Below are 18,294 nucleotides of genomic sequence, written 5' to 3' on the forward strand. Positions count from 1 at the left end.
ATCTGATTATCGATCATGATTTTAACTGCTTATTGCAGATATTGCTTCAAATAGTTCCACACATCCTCTTTTCCTTCGCTTGTTTCTGCGGAAAACGGAATGACGGTATCTTCTGCTTCCATCTCCAGTGTGTTGATCACACGCTTAAGGTGAGAGGCTTTTTTATTCTTTGGAATTTTATCTAATTTTGTTGCTATCACTAACACTGGCAGTTGATAATACTTCAGAAATTCATACATCATGACATCGTCTTTTGTAGGCTGATGGCGGATATCTACAATCAAGACGGTTAGACGAAGTGTTTGTCGCAAAGCGAAATATTCTTCCATCATTTCACCCCACTTTGCCCGTTCCTTCTTGGACACCTTGGCATATCCATAACCAGGAACATCGACAAAATAAAAGGCATCATTAATGTTATAAAAATTCAACGTCTGCGTTTTGCCAGGTTTACCAGAAGTTCTTGCCAAATTCTTGCGTTGAATCATCTTATTAATAAAGGATGATTTCCCTACGTTCGATCGACCTGCCAAGGCAATTTCCGGCCATTGATCTTGAGGGTACTGTTTCTCTGAGACTGCACTAATCACAATCTCTGCTTTATTGACTTTCATGTTTCTCCTCCAATAATGCATACTTTAATACGGTATCCAAATGATCGACTGGAACGAAGCTAATTGCTTCCTTTACACTATCGGGAATATCTTCTAGATCTTTCTGATTATCGGCTGGGATAATAATCGTTGTAATGCCCGCGCGGTGAGCACTTAATGATTTTTCTTTTAGTCCTCCGATTGGAAGCACCCTTCCCCTTAAGGTGATTTCACCAGTCATACCAACCTCTTTGCGTACCGGTCTTCCAGTCAGTGCTGAAATAAGCGCTGTCGCCATCGTAATCCCTGCTGATGGGCCATCTTTCGGTGTTGCACCTTCCGGAACATGGATATGAATATCATTCTTTTCCAGAAAGTCAGGATCAATTTTTAATGTATCTGCCCTTGATCGAATATAACTCAATGCTGCCTGAGCCGATTCTTTCATGACATCCCCTAGTTTCCCCGTTAATGTAAGTTTTCCTTTACCCTTCGCAAGGCTTACTTCAATGGATAGAATATCGCCACCAGCAGCTGTATAAGCAAGGCCTGTAGCTGCACCTATCTGATCATTCAGCTCCATCATTCCATAACGAAATAGTGGTTTACCAAGTAGCTCTTCTAGTTGTTTTTCTTTGACAACGACACGCTTTTTGGCACCTGAGACAATCACTTTTGCAGACTTACGGCAAAGTGATGACAATTGTCGTTCTAAGCCACGTACGCCCGCTTCCCTCGTATATAAGCGAATCAACTTTAATAATGCTTGATCTCTTATTTGTAGCTGACTCTTCTTTAAGCCGTTTTCCTCTAGCTGTTTTGGTAATAAATGCTGTTTGGCAATAAAAAGCTTTTCTATTTCTGTATAGCCTGGAATCGTGATGACTTCCATTCGATCCAATAAAGGTCGTGGAATGGTCGCCAGATTGTTCGCCGTCGCAATAAACATTACCTTTGATAAGTCATAAGTCTCTTCTAAATAATGATCACTATAATTATGATTCTGCTCTGGATCTAGTACCTCGAGCATTGCAGAAGATGGGTCACCACGAAAATCATTAGACATTTTATCAATCTCATCTAACAAAAAGACGGGATTAATGGTTTCCGCTTTTCTCATACCTTGGATAATCCTGCCTGGCATAGCGCCAATATACGTACGACGATGCCCTCGTATTTCTGCCTCATCACGAACACCACCAAGGGAAGCACGGACAAAATGACGGTCAACAGCTTTCGCAACAGAGCGTGCCAAGGAGGTTTTTCCCACCCCGGGAGGGCCCACCAAACATAAGATAGGACCTTTCAGAGAATTAGTCAGCTGCTTTACTGCCAAATACTCAAGCACGCGCTCTTTCACCTTATCCAAACCATAGTGATCTTCATTTAAGATTTGTTCAGCATGCGCAAGATCTAAATTATCCGTCGTTTGTTCTATCCAAGGCAGGGCAAGAATCCAATCAATATAGTTACGGATAACCGAGCTTTCTGCAGAACTTTGCGGCACACGTTCATATCTAGATAATTCCTTGTCTACTACTTCGACGACACGCTCCGGCAATTCCTTTTCTGCCATTTTCTTGCGTAAATCGGCAATCTCACCTGTTTTGCCATCCTTGTCACCTAACTCTTTCTGAATCGCCTTCATTTGTTCTCGTAAGTAATATTCCTTCTGTGTATCCTCCATTGACTTCTTTACTCGCTGCCCAATCTTCCGTTCTAATTCCAACACTTCTTTTTCATTTGAAATAATATCCAACAGTAGCTGCAGTCTGGCCTTTACATCTAATGTCTCTAGTACCTTTTGCTTGTCCGACATTTTCAAAGTGATATGTGAAGCCACAATATCGGCCAATTGACTGGGCTCTTCCATGTCACTGACACTGGCTAATGTCTCCTTCGTCACTTTTTTGGATATTTTGGTGTAGTGTTCAAATTGCTCCAATAAGGCTCGCATTAAAGCGACTTCTTCTGATACGTTGTTATGAATATCCTCTAAGGCTTCAATTTCCACCAAAAAATGATTCTCTTGCTCGATAAAATGATTTAATTTCGCTCGATATATGCCTTCAATCAAGACCCGCACCGTTCCATTGGGCAATTTCAACATTTGATTAACCTTTGCTACTGCCCCTTGTGGATGGATATCTTCTGGTGACGGATCATCCAAGGCACTATCTTTTTGAGCTGCCAGGAAAATATGTTGATCAAGCATCATGGCTTTTTCCAAAGACTGAATTGATTTTTCTCGACCCACATCTAAATGAATCACCATTCCAGGGAAAATAATAAGTCCTCTTAATGGTATTAATGGCATATGTATTAAATTGGTTGTCATACGACACCTCCGTCATGCTGGCTTTATTTTTGAGTAAGTTATTCCTCTTCATACTTATAGCAGTAAAGAAAGGAACGGAGTCACTGTTATCAGTTTAATGAAGTTTTTCGGGTTTGTAAATCCCTTTAAGAGGTTGTTCAAAAGACCAATAAAAATGACACATAAATTTCTATAATAAGATAACCTCTGTCAAGGTTATCTAGGTCCAGTGGATAACGCAAAAATCAGCGTGATTAACTCTATTTTTAAACACGCACATCTCTGCTTCCTTAATCTTCCCTAAAAAAAAGAAAAGCATACAAAATCCCTTGTTGAAAAACAAGGGATTTCATGTTTATGCACTCTCTTTTGGTGATTTAAGTTCGATAACTGTACCATCTTCATGAACCAGTTTTGGACGCCCATTCTCTGTAGCTACTGTTTCTTTTGTGATAATACATTTCTTCACATCATCTCGTGAAGGTAATTCAAACATCACATCTAACATGATACCTTCAAGAATGGAACGTAGACCACGAGCACCTGTTTTCCGTTCAATTGCTTTTTCTGCAACGGCTTCTAAGGCTCCTTCTCCAAACTCCAATTCAACATCGTCGATTTCAAATAACTTACTATACTGTTTCACTAATGCATTCTTCGGCTGCGTTAAAATATCTACCAGCGCTTCTCTGTCTAACGGTTCTAAACTTCCAATTACAGGTAAACGACCGATGAATTCTGGAATTAGACCGAAGCGTAATAAATCTTCTGGCAGTACCTTTGAAAGCAAGGCAGCTTTATCTAATTCTTGATTATCACTTTCCGCGCCAAAACCAATTACCTTTTCGCCAAGACGACGTTTTACAATCTGTTCAATCCCATCAAAGGCGCCACCACAAATAAACAAGATATTCGAGGTATCGATTTGAATGAACTCTTGATGAGGATGTTTTCTTCCTCCTTGAGGCGGTACACTTGCAGTTGTCCCTTCCAAGATTTTCAGCAAGGCCTGCTGTACACCTTCACCAGAAACATCACGTGTAATGGACGGATTCTCTGACTTACGAGCTACCTTATCAATTTCATCAATATAGATAATACCCTTTTCCGCTTTTTCCACGTCATAATCAGCCGATTGAATAAGCTTCAATAGAATATTTTCCACATCCTCCCCGACATAACCGGCTTCCGTTAACGAAGTAGCGTCCGCAATAGCAAACGGTACATTCAATATCCGGGCCAAAGTTTGGGCGAGTAATGTTTTCCCACTTCCTGTCGGTCCGATCATAGCAATGTTACTTTTCGATAATTCCACTTCATCTTTTGATCTTGGGGAATTAATTCGTTTGTAATGATTATAAACGGCAACCGATAAATTACGTTTAGCCTTTTCCTGACCAATCACATAATCATCTAGAATTTCACAAATCTCCTGTGGTTTAGGTGTCTCTTTATATTCTACTTCTTCATCTGTACCTAACTCTTCTTCCACAATTTCTGTGCAAAGTTCAATACATTCATCGCATATATAAACACCTGGCCCTGCAACTAGTTTTCGAACCTGGTCTTGACTTTTACCGCAAAAAGAACATTTTAGCTGCCCTTTCTCCTCATTAAATTTATACATGTCTTTCACCCCTTGTTCAATAAATATAGCTTAAGCTACAACCAAACAATTTTAGCAAGCCTATCTTTACGTAATCATATCAAATTGTTTCGAAATACAAAAGCAATAAACATTATCAATGTCAAAGCCTACCAAGCTTTGGACATAATTACAAATAGTTTGCACTGTTTACCATGAGCTAAACCTTTATTATGATTTTATTTTGTGACGAGAAGCTATTCGATGAATGTCGATACGAGATCCAGTAACTCCGGTACAAAACGTCCATCGTCCATTCTCAGCAGAGGATAACGAACGCTTAGTCTCACTTCTATTATGTATATGTTGACCAGCACAATGTATTGCTTCTTTTTCATGTCTTGCTCTTCTCTTTGTGATACGGATGTAATCGTGTTGTATAGAAAACAAGGTGCAATGAGATGGCACCTTGTTCGCTATAGCGTTTATTTGGTTTTGCAATTATCTACAAGTACATTGATGGCTTTTTGAAATTTCAAATCATCCTGCAAAGCAGCGGCATTTCCACCAAGTGCTTGTTTAATTTGATCGATTTCCATATTATACATGGAAGCCATTGATTCCAATTCTTTTTCGACATCTTCATCTGTTACTTCTACATCCTCTGCTTCTGCAATAGCTTCTAATGTCAAGTTAGTTTTTACTCGCTTAGCTGCATCTTCTTTCATTTGTTCCTTCAAGGCGTCCTCATCCTGTCCTGAGAACTGAGTATACATTTCTAATGTCATGCCTTGCATCTGTAAACGCTGTTCAAACTCTTGCAGCATGCGATCTAATTCCGACTGCACCATTACGTCTGGAACATCTACTTCTGCATTATCAGAAGCTTGTTGAACAAGCGATTCCCTTTTGTTGGTCTCAGCTTGATTTTCTTTTTGTTCTTGCAGACGTTTTTTTGTTTTTTCTTTTAATTCTTCTAATGTTTCTACTTCTTCATCAACATCTTTAGCGAATTCATCATCCAATTCAGGCAGTTCTTTTGCCTTTATTTCATGAATTTTCACTTTAAACGTTGCATTTTTACCTGCTAGGTTTTCTGCATGGTATTCTTCAGGGAAGGTAACCTCTACTTCTGTTTCTTCCCCAGTTTGCTTACCAATCAACTGTTCTTCAAAACCAGGGATAAATGAATTCGAACCAATTTCTAATGAGTGATTCTCTGCTTGTCCACCTTCAAAAGCTTCACCATCAACGAAGCCTTCGAAATCGATGACAGCAGTATCCCCATCTTCAATGACACCTTCTTCTTTTACCACTAGTTCAGCTTGCTGTTCTTGTTGTTGTTGAATCTCTGCATCTACATCTTCATCTGTTACTTCTGTGCTTTCTTCCTCGACTTCTAATCCTTTATATTCACCTAATGTAACTTCAGGTTTTACGGATACCTTCGCAGTAAAAATTAGATTTTTCCCTTTTTCGATTTGTTCAATATCCACTTCTGGCTGATCAATTGGTTCAATTCCAGTTTCATCGATAGCCGCACTGTACTCTCCTGGAAGAATGAAATCTACTGCATCTTGGTATAATGATTCTACGCCAAAACGTTTCTCAAACATCCCTCTTGGCATTTTACCTTTACGGAATCCTGGAACTTGTACTTGTTTCACTACTTTTTTAAAAGCTTGATCTAACGCTTTATCAAATTTATCGGCATCTACTTCAATCGTCAGGATGCCTTCGTTACCTTCTTGTTTTTCCCACTTTGCTGTCATTCTTATTTCCCTCCAACATAAAACTTTGTATATTTGTCGCTTATTTTCTATTAGAACCGCACATAAATTGCAACCATTACATTATAACACAATTGCATCTGCTTTCAATAATAATGTATGTATTTTTATTTTGCAATCATTTCTGTCTTGTCCTCTTTGCTCTAAATATCAAGGATCGACGCATACAACTTATCAGACATCGTAATCATATCCACATAATGCTGTTTCATTTCCGATGTTTGGTGATCTGTATCATCGTAAAGCTGAAAACTTCTGCTCACATAATAAAATAAAGACTCTGCTAATAATTTATAATCATCCTTTGGCGGTAAAAATGGTGTATATACGTATGCGAAACGCTCCAAGATAAATTGAATCATTTGATATTTTGTTGGATCTTCCTGCTGCAATTCCTCTAAAAAGTACATAATACCCGAAAAAAATGAAGCTGGAATAATCGATTCCGTTGGATGTAACCTTATGTCATCTTGCAAGTTGAATTTCTCAATATGTATTGGTGCTTCTGTTCCCATTTTTTGATAATACTCAAGCATTGCTGTTTTCACGACAGGGTGAGTCGTTGGCTGGATCAACATTTCTCGGTATAATGGGCTGTCTTGATAAATATCCATTTTGGTTAATCGCTTGATCATATACCATTGCTGGCGGTCATTATTTTCTTGTAATGCCTGCTCTAACTGAGCGGTTACTTCATTAAAAGTCTGTTCATCATCTTGATGCTGTAATTCTTCACTTAATTGGTAAACATGACGTAGCTGTTCCTTGATCAATGCGGGCACTTCTTGATGGGATGAATTTCCTTCCAATACTTCATCAATTACTGACATAACTTCTTCATATTTGCTCGATTGAAACAATAGGGTCGCATAAATATGCACATAGGAGGAATAATATTGATCTTGCTTCGCGATTAATTGTTCACATAATTCTTCTGCTTCTTCTGCCATATTCAATTCCATCATACAAATTAGTTTACCTGTCATCACTTCGTGGGAGTATACTCCATTCTCCGTCAGTTGATGGAAATGTTCATAAGCCTCTTGAAAATGGCTGTCCTGCATAGCCTCTGTTGCCCTTTGCTCCAATGTGTGTCTCCACTGAGGCAGCATAACTATTTTTTCTTGGTCATTTTTCATATTGTCACCTGCCTTTTTCTTCCCAATTAGTAGTATATACAACAAATTCGATCAAACGATGAATCACACTCTCCAGCCGCTGAACTTTATTGACGTTAGCATAGCGGAATAAAAATTCAGATAGGCAAAAACAACAACTTTTTATTTAAGGTCGTTTTTATTCTTTTTCTTTGATAAAGCGACTGCCGAAATCCTTAAAAACAAAATACTTCACCATAAAAAAACTAGACAGAAATGACAAGAACATCGCTAAACCTTTGGCTAAGTTATACCGCAGCCAATTAGGAACACCGGTGTAATCCAATATTTCGTTAGTACCAATAAATACAAGATTGCTGACTCCTAAGCTAATCAGCCCCTGTATAACAAAAAGGATACGTTGGCGCTTACTCCCTATAGCTGAACGTTTGAATGTAATATTCACATTCCATAAATAACTATTTGCCACTGCTAAAGAATAGGCAATTGAATTGCATAAAACAAGCAGCATACGACTATCTGGATGAAAAAGGAGCAGCAACAGGTTCAATACTGCTATGTCCACTCCAGCATTAGAAACCCCAATTACACTAAATTGAAGAAACTGTAAAGGTCCTCGTTTTGCTTTTTGTTTTGTCATGAAATTCCTCTTTTTATACCTTTTTAAAGTTAACCACATGATGTTTACAAGTGATTAGTCCGCATAGACGATTTCTTCGTTAACTACGACCTCTTTATAATAATCCAGTACTTGTCTTGATTGGTGTTCCCAGCTCATGTTTGCCATATCAGCCCGCGCATATTGAACCAATCGTTCTCGTAACGTTTCATCTGTAAAACGTAAGACGGTGTTTGTAAAATCATCCTTTTTGTCTTTATCATATAGCAATCCATTACGATTATCTTCTACTTGCTCACAAGTTGGTCCACTTTTGGCTGCAACTAACGGTAATCCAGATGCCATCGCTTCTGTGATTACCAGCCCCAAAGTTTCTGAAGTGGACGGAAAGACAAAAATATCAGCAGACGCATATACTTTAGCCAGTTCTTCTCCATGCAGCATTCCAGTAAACACGGTGTTTGTGCCTGCAAAATAGTTTTCAAGCGACGATCGATGTGGTCCGTCCCCTACAATCGCCAGCACAAACTCATCGGATGCTTTGAGAACCGACCTGATTTTTTCAATTTCCTTTTCTGCCGCAAGCCTGCCGACAAAAAGGAGCAATTTTTTATCCGAATGACCAGCTGTTAGCTGCTTACGCATTTCCTGATCATATTTACTGGGGTGGAATAGTTCTGTATCAACACCACGTTTCCAAACCTCAACCCTCTGAAATCCATGTTCTTCTAGTTCTGTTTTAACAGCATGTGACGTGCATAAATTTAAATAAGCTTGATTATGAAGCTTACGAAAATACCACCACAAGAGACCCTTAAATATAGACAAGTGATAATAATCGAGATATTTAGGTACTTGCGTATGGTATGAAGCAATCATCGGAATTCCTAGCTTTTTGGCATACCGCACTCCGGATACTCCTAATAAGGCTGGGTTCACCACATGGACAATATCTGGCTGATATTCTTCCAGTATCTTTTTCACCTTGCGATTTGGCAGCGCGAATTGTTTAGAGCGATAAAATGGAAGTGTTCTGGCCGGAATCCCTGTTATCATTATTCCTTCAAACTCATCTACTCCAAGATCTGGAGCTATCACATGTATGTCATGTCCCTCGCGTTTAAAGTAGCGAATGCATGCTTTAAGCCTTGTCACCACACCATCTGTTGAAGGTATAAAGGTTTCTGTCACTATGGCGATTTTCAATCTTGATTCTCCTCCTAACAGCTACAAATAACAGCTTATTTCCAAGAAGCTTGTGGTAACACATTGCCTTCGATAACCCGTGACTTATGGATGATGACTGTCCGTAGTATTTCTCGTATGACATTATCATTTAGTAAATGAGGTTCTAGTCCCAAATCTTTCAGCTTCGTATTGACTGCTTGAAAGAAATGCTCTTCCAACTCGACTCTTGGATTGTCCAAGTGAGTGATTGCTGTTGGATAACTTTCTTCTTCAGCCACCTTTTGTACTTTTTCTGCCAATTCACCAACGGAAAATTCTTCGGTGAATTGGTTAAACACTCGGAATTCTCCTTTATCAGCAGGATTTTCTGCTGCTATCTCAATGCAACGTACGGTATCTTTGATATTCAAGAAACCTCGTGTCTGACCGCCTTTGCCATAAACAGTGAGGTCATGTCCAATCGTAGACTGGATGATAAAACGATTCAACACCGTCCCAAATACACCATCATAGTCCAAACGATTCGTAAGTACAGGATCCATTTGAGTTTCTTCGGTTTCCAATCCATAAACAACACCTTGATTGAGGTCCGTTGCTCTTATCCCCCAAATTTTACAGGCAAACATGATATTATGGCTGTCATGCACTTTCGACAAATGATAAAACGAACCAGGTTGTTTTGGATAAGGTAGCACATCTTTTCGACCTTTGTGCTCAACTTCTAAATATCCTTCTTCGATAGGAATATTTGGGGTTCCATATTCACCCATTGTCCCCAACTTAATCAAATGACAATCTGGTACAAATTCTTTGATTCCATAAAGAACATTCAATGTACCAACCACATTATTGCTCTGGGTGAAAATGGCATGCTCTCGATCGATCATCGAATAAGGAGCAGAGCGTTGTTCAGCGAAATGTACGAATGCATCTGGCCTCTCTTGTTTTAATACTTCACTGAGAAAGTCGTAGTGCGTAAGGTCACCTTCATATGTAGATATTCTTTTTCCAGTTAGTTCTTCCCATTTATTCACACGTTCTTCCAAGGACGCGATGGGTGTAATAGAATTAGAGTGCAGCTCTTGATCCATTTTTCTTCTTACCATATTATCAATAATAGCTACCTCATGTCCTTTTTTGGATAGATAAAGGGCGGTGGGCCACCCGCAAAAACCGTCTCCACCTGCTACAATAATTTTCATATTTTCAACCCCCGTCACTATTTTTCTTATCTTAAACAGCCTCTGTCTCACTAAGAAGCCTGTTCATAAAATATCACGTTCACCTTGACTTTACAAATATTCTGGTACAAAGGGAGCAATTATTTAGTGCTGTTTTTCGCATATAAAAATAGCGCTTCTGTGCTCTGGTGTACCCGTCTTATTGTTCTTTAGCAGCTACTTCTTTATCTTCAAAGCCTTCATCAAAATAACGATTATAACGTGCTTTAAACTTTCTGAAGACGAAGGTTACCAGCACTTTTCCAACAGCATATCCTGGTATACCAAGAATCACCCCGACAATTCCAAATAGTTTACCAGCCACTAATAAGACAAACATGATGGTTAATGGGTGCACCTTCATCGTTTTCCCCATCACATTTGGGGAAATAAAATGCCCCTCTGCGAATTGTACCACTGCCCATACTATCCCTAGTTTTAATAACATCCAAGGTGAAGTAACCAACGATATAATAATGGCTGGAGTAATAGCAATAATGGGTCCTAAATAAGGCACAACACTAGTAATCGCAGCAACACCAGCTAGAATAATGGCGTAGTCCAAGCCAATAATAAGGTAGCCTATGTATAATAAAAGCCCAATGCATAAAGCGACAAAGATCTGGCCTTGTATGTAAGAACCAACTTGTGTATCCATCTTATGCAGAATATTGGTGACATCTTTCCTGTATTTACGAGGAAACAATTTAAGGCAATAGTTTTTAAATCGCTGTCCATCTTTTAATAAGAAAAACAACACAAATGGAAAAGTGATCAACGAAACAATAATATTCGTCAATGTAGAGGCAAAATTAGCGACACCTTCCATCGTATTTCCTAATTGCGACATAATCCTAGAAGGAAGCTCCCCTAAATTAGATTCTACCCAACTTCTTGCTTCGTTAAAATAATTGGCAAAAATGGAGTTACTCATCAAACGATTGACTCCCTCGTTAATGGTGCTTACATAACCAGGGAAATTAGAGACCAATTCCTTTATCTGTGTTTCTATAATGGGAATGATAATAAATAGTATACCCGTGATTATACCTGAAAATGCGAGAATAATTAATATAATACCCCATACCCGTTTAATTCGCCATTTCTCTAACAGATTAACAATTGGGTTCAATAAATAGTAGGCGACAAAAGCCAGAATAACCGGTGGAAAAATCGTGGAGAAAACGATATGAAATGGATGAAAAATAAAAGATATTTGATTGTATACAATCACGGTAATACCAATTAAAATCAATGTTCCTAGTATAAATAAGATATTTTTTCCACCTAAAAATTTAATCAATCGATCATGAGATTGGTTCAACGTGAGCCCTCCTTGTTTCTACGTCATTTAATTATACCACTTTTTCATTCATTCAAAACGGGAATTTGAAATGGATCTGTGCAACTGTACCATTCATTATATCACTTTACCACTTCATTCGCCTGTTTGCTGTGTCTTCATACTGGATATGATATAATTTGGAAAATAGATGATGAATGGCCAGCTTAGATAGCCCTGTTCCAAAACCTATTCGTACCAATATGAACAATTTTTGGATAAATATATTTTACATGGAAGGAGAGGCATTAAGATATGAATAGACAGGAAGACTTAAGAAATTACCCACGTTCATGATAACACGAGGTATCTTCGTATCGAATATAAGGGAGCATGACATTCACAGAGGGCAGTTGAAAGACATCCGCATACGCTTAGGATTTCTTTCACTACCTTATGATAGAACCAATTAGTTAGTAAATACTTATTGAAAGTTGATATCGATATATAATTCTTCTCCGACATCTGAATAGTTTTCACCGCTATGCGGGGCGTCTATAATCAGTGTGCCGGATTTCATATTGTCTGCTAAACTGTCGATTGCAAAGTAGACTTCCCCTTTTTCCGTTACCTGACCTGAAACATCTTGACCTATATCAGCGGATAAGCCTAACTTGGTGTCTAGTATGAAATAAACCTCCCCTTCCTTCGTTGTTTGACCATTGAAATCGCCTCCTACATCATCAGATAATGCTGGTTTAGCGTCTAACGGCTTATTTGTGTTCGTTACCAAAACACCTTGGCTTGGATCAATTCGGATCGGATCCTCTGAGGTATTTTCGACCTCCATTTGGACAGTGACCATGGTTAGACTTTCTCGTCCATTAAATTGCTGCTTATATTCTTCTTCCGGCTCTAGACTAGCTACTTGAAGACTTTGGATCGTCAAATGAATCGGGCCTGTTTCATACGTATCATTCACATCCTGTTGCTCTGATTCTATTGTCAGTTTGCCGAATTCCGAGGTCTTTTTGTTGTCCTGGTTTGGTTCCACATTATTTGGCTCATTACTAACTTCAGAGGGATTTGCCAGCTCTTCTTCGTTATCGCCTGTATTTTTTGGTGCTGTTCTGCCGTCTGCTTCTTGTGTTCCAACGTCCTCTTCTGCTGTGCAAGCAACAATCAGCGTTAATATTGGAACAAGTAAAATAGATAAGAATACTTTTCTCACCGAATCACCCTTTTTATCTGTGTTCATTGCCCGTATTCTATCATACTTAAGAAAAACTAGGCAAATTCCGTCCGGCTCTTTATTATACCTTCTAAAAACCTATTTCTAAATTTCTTATTGACATTCCGCTGTTACCTTTATATAATTGTACTTGTCCGTTAAAAATTACATACCTAAACACCAGATTATGCGGGTGTAGTTTAGTGGTAAAACCCCAGCCTTCCAAGCTGATGTCGAGGGTTCGATTCCCTTCACCCGCTCCATGTCCCAGTAGCTCAGCAGGATAGAGCAACAGCCTTCTAAGCTGTGGGTCGCAGGTTCGAATCCTGCCTGGGACGTAAAGAGAACCCTTGTCAAAATGCTGACAAGGGATTTTTTATGGTATAATATATCCTATTTTTATTGAAAAGATTACATTATTTTAAACCCTGTTTTCTTAAATATGCGTCATTTTCTTTAGCTTGTTTGCTAACAGGATTGTCCTTCCACCATGCCCAGATACCTGCTGCGATGGTCGCTATACTGGACACCCCTTCATAAATCATTTCTTCACTGAATGGAAGAGGGTTAACACCAAATGCCACTAAAGCTTGATTAAGCAACACAAAGACTAATACAATTAACCTAATAATGGCTACTTTCATCAAATCACCACCTCTTCCTATATATATGAAAAAAGCAGCTTGCCCGATTGGACTAGCTGCTTATGTAACATGTTCTATTTTTTAGTGAAACCTTCTACAAGAAATAAATTAGCTTAAAGAAGTCTGATAAGCTAAACTTGAAATTTCTTTTCCATCTTTGGTATAAAAATGGACTTGCACATTTTCCAGATTATCATCGGACTCCAAAATGGCATAAGAACCGGGATGTGCACTGCGAGGCTGCTTGATACTGCCCGGGTTAATGAATAATTGATTCTCTATCTTTTCCGCCCCAGCAACATGGGAATGACCAAAGCAAACAACATTAGCACCAACTTCCTCCGCCCGATAAGCAACTGTCATTAGTGTCGCTTTAATGTTGTATAAATGACCATGCGTCACAAAGAAATGCAGCTTGCCAACCTTAACCTCAATATCCTCTGGCAAATTGCTGTCCAAATCCATATTTCCTTGAACGGATTCAAAACCTGCCAATTCATCACTACTACGCATTAATTCAGAATCCCCGCAATGGATCATAGCGTCTACCTCTGATCGGTGACGTTCTTGAATATGAACCAGTTCATCTGTCCAGCCATGACTATCACTGATGATTAATACTTTTGGCATATATTCCACTCCTTTACAACTGTTTTACCCAATTTTTCAGTTGATCTAACGCTTTTCTGCGATGGCTGATTTCATTTTTTTGTTCAGGAGTCAATTCTGCCATGGTTTGTGAAAGACCTTCAGGGACAAAGATAGGATCATAACCGAATCCATTCTCTCCTGCTGGCTGATTTGCGATCGTCCCTTCACATTCTCCACGCTTAAAAATCGTTCTCTGCCCTGGCTGTGCTACAGCTAATACACAAACAAAACGCGCACTTCGTTTTTGTTCAGGAATATCTTGCAAATTATGTAATACCTTTTCAACATTTGCTTGATCATCTTTGTTGAGGCCGGCATATCTGGCGGAATAAACGCCTGGCTCGCCATTTAAGGCATCTATTTCGATACCTGAATCATCTGCAATAACTGGCGTTTGTAATCTTTCACAAATAGCCTCTGCCTTCAATGCTGCATTCTCTTCAAAGGTTTCACCAGTCTCTGCAATATCTTCTACCGATTCTGTCAGATCCAGTAGAGAAGATACTTGGATCCCAAACGGCTCAAACAATCCCTTGAAATCCTTCATCTTTCCTTGGTTTTTGGTTGCAATAATTAATTCCTGCATCTAATTACTCCTTAACTTCCGGCATATATTCTAGGTACCTTTGCAATGCGTCTTGCTGTAGGAGAAAAATTTCCCTCATTCCTTTTTCGGCAAGTCCGAGCATTGCAGTTAATTGGTGGTTTGTAAAGGTAGCCTCTTCCCCCGTACCTTGAAGTTCAACGAATTCTCCTTTTCCGGTCATGACCACATTCATGTCAACATGGGCCTGGGCATCTTCGACATACTCCAAATCTAGGATTTCGGTTCCATCAGGTAAAACTCCCACCGATATGGCAGCCAAATAATCGGTGATTGGTAATGTAGTTATTTTTTTGGCATCCTTTAAGCTTCCTAAGGCTAAAACTACCGCCACAAAGGCACCTGTTATCGAGGCGGTTCTTGTACCCCCATCTGCTTGAATGACGTCACAATCGACCCAAATGGTCCTCTCACCAATCTTATCTAGATCCACCACTGCCCGTAAAGCCCGTCCGATCAGACGTTGTATCTCCATGGTACGCCCCGAGACTTTACCTTTGGACGATTCACGAATATTTCTTGTCTCCGTTGCCCTTGGTAACATAGCATATTCTGCTGTAATCCAGCCTTTTCCTGAGCCACGCATAAATGGTGGTACCCTGTCTTCTATACTTGCGTTACAAATAACCTTTGTGTCACCTACCGTGATTAAGACAGATCCCTCTGCATGTTTAGTAAAATTAGTGTCAATTTTGATGGATCTTAATTGATCTACTTCTCTTCCCGTTTCTCGCATGTTCATTTCCTCCTTACATCCTTTTTTATCTTAACATATTTTCCGTATCAGTTGGGTATTTCATGCATATTCCGCAAACAAATCACTGGATAACCTAAAAAAAGAAAGAGATGACACGATATCATCTCTTTTGATAGTTTTAAATACTTTTAGCAGGTGTTACCATTTCTCTTGTTACTGGTTCTGTATAGGGTTGTCCCTCTTCATTTATAACCTCTTGATGGTCTTCTACCGACACTTGCACAGCTTGTACTCCTTCTTGTTCGGTTAATGTGAGAACAATCGACTGGAGTACTTCATCAGCAATGACACCTTTTTCGCTATTCGAGAGGATATTCTCATTAAAGGTTAACGATAAGGTACCATCATCCAAGGTAGGAGCTGCTGTTAACTCAGACCCGTGATTAATATAATTCTCTAAAGGTAAGTCAAAGGCAGGACCTTCCATTAGGGCTTGTACAATCGATTGTTCCGTCTGATCTTGATCCATTTCAATATGCTGGGTAACTGGAACAAAGTAAACCATTTCATCGCCCTGCATTGGAAAGTAAAGCGTAGCAGCTTCACTTTCCATTAAATCGATACCAGTTGCTTGATGGACATTAATCCCTTCATCTCTTGAGTAACCTTGGGTTAACGGTGTTCCATTCACTGGCATTGTTTGCTGTTCTTCTCCATTGATCCAAAGCTTCACGCGATCTACATTTTTGAATTCCGTTAAGGTGTGCGTCATGGATTCAATAATTTTATCTTCGTCTTCTGCTTGATAATTAGCAAACTCTTCGGAAACATTAACCACCATTGTACCATCTTCTTCTAGGTTCAAATCAATAATCTCGGTCCCAGCTGGTAAAACGGCTTGAAAACCACTAGGTAGCATAGCCGTTACCGGACCATCTTGTACTAGGTATTGTAATACCTGTTTGGCTACCTCTTTGGAAGCTGGTGCAGGTAACTCCATCTCTTGTGGTACCACCAGACCATTTTGATCAATTAAATAGAGAACATGGGATAACGTTCCGCTTGCCTCTTCCCCCTCTGTTTCATCATCTGCCTCCGCGTCTGTTTCTTCTTCTGTTCCTTCTTCTGCGCCTTCACTTTCGTCCAAATCTTCACCTGCTTCATCCGTTTCTCCTACATTTTCAATATCATCCGTTACTTTTGCATCTTCAGGAGGTGCATCTATTTGATCTAGTGTTTGTTCCCCTTCAAATACATTACATCCAGCAAGCAATACGATACTTAATAATACTAGTCCTACACTTTTTTTCATCCAATCGACCCTCATACATCAATACCTCCTCGATGGTTTGTACTATTATGTATACGAGCTTATTACTAAAATAGACCAAGTAATTAGCAAAAGGAAACAGGAGAAATAAAAAAGTGAAAGACTAGATTGAATCCAGATAAAAATGTGTTCAGTCCTTTACGGATAGCTCAAAGCAGTCATTGAACTGCCGATGAGCTCATGTTTAAAATCATTCCAACAACTTTTGTAGCGAAAATTATATATTTAGCTGATTAAGAAAGATTGGAGAACCACGCCCGATCCTTTATTACTATATAGGTTGAACTTATAAATGTAACAAAAACGTGTGACAAACAATGATCTCCTGTTAATACCTCGTTTTGATCCATTTACGCAGTATGATGAGCTATGACTTTACGGAGTGGTGTGTTTGATCATTTTATCTGCGCTATCTCGCCTCGAGAAACGATCAACTTTATTAGATAGCATAGCTGGACTCGTTACGTTACATCATCCAATGTATTGGTATCTGATTCGTTCCAGGTCTACATTATTCCAAGGATTATATACTTTTCTACCTTACAAAAAAGAGCATAAGATTTACTTATACTCTTTAGCAAGCTTTGATAACATTTGTCATCACATGTTTTTCACCGTATTCAATTCGATCTGATCAACGGCTTCTATTCTTTTATTTAACCATCTGGAGGCTATATTTTCAAACACTTGCACATCACCAGTCGTATAAAAATGGTGCCGGGACGGGGCACTTCCTTGGTAAAGTTTTTTCTGATAACCCAGAATCGTACTGACTTCCCTAGCTGTTTCTTCGCCTGAAGAAATCACCATCACCATCGGACCCATTACTTCCTGAATGAGTTCTCTAATCATCGGGTAATGTGTGCAACCTAAGATCAAGGTATCCATGTTCACATGTCGCTTAAGTGGCTGGAGGCTTTCATAAACCACTTGATATGCCTTTTCTCCTTGCACCAATCCCTGTTCTACGATAGAGACAAACTGAGGGCATGCCAGATCAAACACATCAATCTCTGTATTGATATGCTGCAGGGCATTCACATACGCCTTACTACTTATCGTCCCCTCTGTCCCAATGACGCCAATCTCCCCTGTCCTACTGTGGGTAATCGCCGCTCTGGCACCAGGCTGGATCACACCAACAACCGGTATAGTCAATTGCTCACGTAGCTGCTCTAAGGTAAATGCCGTTGCTGTATTACATGCAACCACCAGCATTTTGATATCTCTTGCTAATAAAAACTGGACCATTTCCCACGTATATTGAACCACTTCTTCTCTAGGTCGAGGTCCATAGGGACAGCGTTTCGTATCCCCTACATAAATGATCGATTCCTTCGGTAATTGACGAACTAGTTCACTAGCCACCGTCAAACCTCCCACACCGGAATCAATCACACCAATTGGTTGTTTCACGTTCATCGC

16 protein-coding genes and 2 tRNA genes are annotated in these 18,294 nt (G+C 39.4%); 2 read left to right on the plus strand and 16 right to left on the minus strand.

The annotated features are described in order from the left end of the window. Positions 1-29: 29 nt before the first annotated feature. The 10 genes from yihA to E0E32_RS15300 form a co-directional block, all read right to left on the minus strand. The gene (gene yihA / locus E0E32_RS15255) at positions 30-614 is read right to left on the minus strand and encodes a ribosome biogenesis GTP-binding protein YihA/YsxC (protein WP_066194469.1); all 585 of its coding nucleotides are present in this window, start codon (positions 612-614) and stop codon (positions 30-32) included. Further along, positions 601-2,931: an endopeptidase La gene (gene lon / locus E0E32_RS15260; RefSeq protein WP_130860098.1), complete on the minus strand. Its 2,331-nt coding sequence runs from the start codon at positions 2,929-2,931 to the stop codon at positions 601-603. The genes yihA and lon overlap by 14 nt, the downstream gene beginning before the upstream one ends. A gap of 334 nt (positions 2,932-3,265) precedes the next feature. Beyond that, a complete protein-coding gene (gene clpX, locus E0E32_RS15265; protein ID WP_066194475.1) occupies positions 3,266-4,537 on the minus strand; it encodes an ATP-dependent protease ATP-binding subunit ClpX in 1,272 nt (423 codons plus the stop codon). 443 nt (positions 4,538-4,980) lie between these two features. Further along, positions 4,981-6,267 (minus strand): trigger factor, encoded by a 1,287-nt coding sequence (gene tig / locus E0E32_RS15270; RefSeq protein WP_130860099.1) that lies wholly within the window; start codon positions 6,265-6,267, stop codon positions 4,981-4,983. A gap of 161 nt (positions 6,268-6,428) precedes the next feature. Further along, on the minus strand, positions 6,429-7,424 hold the full coding sequence (locus E0E32_RS15275; protein WP_130860100.1) for a hypothetical protein: 996 nt from the start codon (positions 7,422-7,424) through the stop codon (positions 6,429-6,431). A gap of 157 nt (positions 7,425-7,581) precedes the next feature. Next, positions 7,582-8,043 (minus strand): GtrA family protein, encoded by a 462-nt coding sequence (locus E0E32_RS15280; RefSeq protein ID WP_130860101.1) that lies wholly within the window; start codon positions 8,041-8,043, stop codon positions 7,582-7,584. A gap of 54 nt (positions 8,044-8,097) precedes the next feature. Further along, entirely contained in the window at positions 8,098-9,228 is a 1,131-nt protein-coding gene (locus E0E32_RS15285) for a glycosyltransferase family 4 protein (RefSeq protein ID WP_130860102.1), read from the minus strand. Positions 9,229-9,263: 35 nt separating this feature from the next. Then, positions 9,264-10,412 carry an NAD-dependent epimerase/dehydratase family protein gene (locus tag E0E32_RS15290; RefSeq protein ID WP_130860103.1) on the minus strand — a complete coding sequence of 383 codons (1,149 nt, stop codon included), beginning with the start codon at positions 10,410-10,412 and terminating at the stop codon, positions 9,264-9,266. A 178-nt stretch (positions 10,413-10,590) separates the two neighbouring features. Beyond that, complete coding sequence (locus E0E32_RS15295) at positions 10,591-11,754, minus strand: AI-2E family transporter (RefSeq protein WP_066194497.1); 1,164 nt, start codon at positions 11,752-11,754, stop codon at positions 10,591-10,593. 442 nt (positions 11,755-12,196) lie between these two features. Continuing rightward, on the minus strand, positions 12,197-12,970 hold the full coding sequence (locus tag E0E32_RS15300) for a DUF4352 domain-containing protein (RefSeq protein WP_130860104.1): 774 nt from the start codon (positions 12,968-12,970) through the stop codon (positions 12,197-12,199). 162 nt (positions 12,971-13,132) lie between these two features. On the opposite strand from E0E32_RS15300, the gene E0E32_RS15305 reads away from it, so the two are divergent. Together E0E32_RS15305 and E0E32_RS15310 are read left to right on the plus strand one after the other, a co-directional pair. After that, positions 13,133-13,206 (plus strand) — tRNA-Gly (locus tag E0E32_RS15305). A gap of 1 nt (position 13,207) precedes the next feature. Continuing rightward, positions 13,208-13,281, plus strand: a tRNA-Arg gene (locus E0E32_RS15310). Positions 13,282-13,359: 78 nt separating this feature from the next. Here E0E32_RS15310 and E0E32_RS15315 read toward each other — a convergent pair. The 6 genes from E0E32_RS15315 to racE form a co-directional block, all read right to left on the minus strand. Next, positions 13,360-13,587: a phage holin gene (locus E0E32_RS15315; protein ID WP_066194506.1), complete on the minus strand. Its 228-nt coding sequence runs from the start codon at positions 13,585-13,587 to the stop codon at positions 13,360-13,362. A gap of 108 nt (positions 13,588-13,695) precedes the next feature. Continuing rightward, positions 13,696-14,217, minus strand: coding sequence for a metallophosphoesterase family protein (locus E0E32_RS15320; protein WP_066194509.1), 522 nt, complete (start codon positions 14,215-14,217; stop codon positions 13,696-13,698). Between the two features lie 13 nt (positions 14,218-14,230). Further along, on the minus strand, positions 14,231-14,824 hold the full coding sequence (locus E0E32_RS15325; protein ID WP_066194511.1) for an XTP/dITP diphosphatase: 594 nt from the start codon (positions 14,822-14,824) through the stop codon (positions 14,231-14,233). A 4-nt stretch (positions 14,825-14,828) separates the two neighbouring features. Continuing rightward, entirely contained in the window at positions 14,829-15,578 is a 750-nt protein-coding gene (rph, locus tag E0E32_RS15330; RefSeq protein ID WP_066194513.1) for a ribonuclease PH, read from the minus strand. A 139-nt stretch (positions 15,579-15,717) separates the two neighbouring features. Next, complete coding sequence (locus E0E32_RS15335) at positions 15,718-16,866, minus strand: GerMN domain-containing protein (RefSeq protein WP_130860105.1); 1,149 nt, start codon at positions 16,864-16,866, stop codon at positions 15,718-15,720. Between the two features lie 603 nt (positions 16,867-17,469). Then, positions 17,470-18,285, minus strand: coding sequence for a glutamate racemase (racE, locus tag E0E32_RS15340; protein ID WP_066194516.1), 816 nt, complete (start codon positions 18,283-18,285; stop codon positions 17,470-17,472). Positions 18,286-18,294 lie beyond the last annotated feature (9 nt).

The organism is Gracilibacillus phocaeensis (assembly GCF_900626275.1).
Classification (GTDB): domain Bacteria; phylum Bacillota; class Bacilli; order Bacillales; family Amphibacillaceae; genus Gracilibacillus; species Gracilibacillus timonensis.

Coding starts and splice junctions, on each gene's coding strand:
- yihA (WP_066194469.1), bottom strand. CDS start 614: ATGAAAGTCAATAAAGCAGAGATTGTGATTAGTGCAGTCTCAGAGAAA.
- lon (WP_130860098.1), bottom strand. CDS start 2,931: ATGACAACCAATTTAATACATATGCCATTAATACCATTAAGAGGACTT.
- clpX (WP_066194475.1), bottom strand. CDS start 4,537: ATGTATAAATTTAATGAGGAGAAAGGGCAGCTAAAATGTTCTTTTTGC.
- tig (WP_130860099.1), bottom strand. CDS start 6,267: ATGACAGCAAAGTGGGAAAAACAAGAAGGTAACGAAGGCATCCTGACG.
- E0E32_RS15275 (WP_130860100.1), bottom strand. CDS start 7,424: ATGAAAAATGACCAAGAAAAAATAGTTATGCTGCCTCAGTGGAGACAC.
- E0E32_RS15280 (WP_130860101.1), bottom strand. CDS start 8,043: ATGACAAAACAAAAAGCAAAACGAGGACCTTTACAGTTTCTTCAATTT.
- E0E32_RS15290 (WP_130860103.1), bottom strand. CDS start 10,412: ATGAAAATTATTGTAGCAGGTGGAGACGGTTTTTGCGGGTGGCCCACC.
- E0E32_RS15300 (WP_130860104.1), bottom strand. CDS start 12,970: ATGAACACAGATAAAAAGGGTGATTCGGTGAGAAAAGTATTCTTATCT.
- E0E32_RS15315 (WP_066194506.1), bottom strand. CDS start 13,587: ATGAAAGTAGCCATTATTAGGTTAATTGTATTAGTCTTTGTGTTGCTT.
- E0E32_RS15320 (WP_066194509.1), bottom strand. CDS start 14,217: ATGCCAAAAGTATTAATCATCAGTGATAGTCATGGCTGGACAGATGAA.
- E0E32_RS15325 (WP_066194511.1), bottom strand. CDS start 14,824: ATGCAGGAATTAATTATTGCAACCAAAAACCAAGGAAAGATGAAGGAT.
- rph (WP_066194513.1), bottom strand. CDS start 15,578: ATGCGAGAAACGGGAAGAGAAGTAGATCAATTAAGATCCATCAAAATT.
- E0E32_RS15335 (WP_130860105.1), bottom strand. CDS start 16,866: ATGAGGGTCGATTGGATGAAAAAAAGTGTAGGACTAGTATTATTAAGT.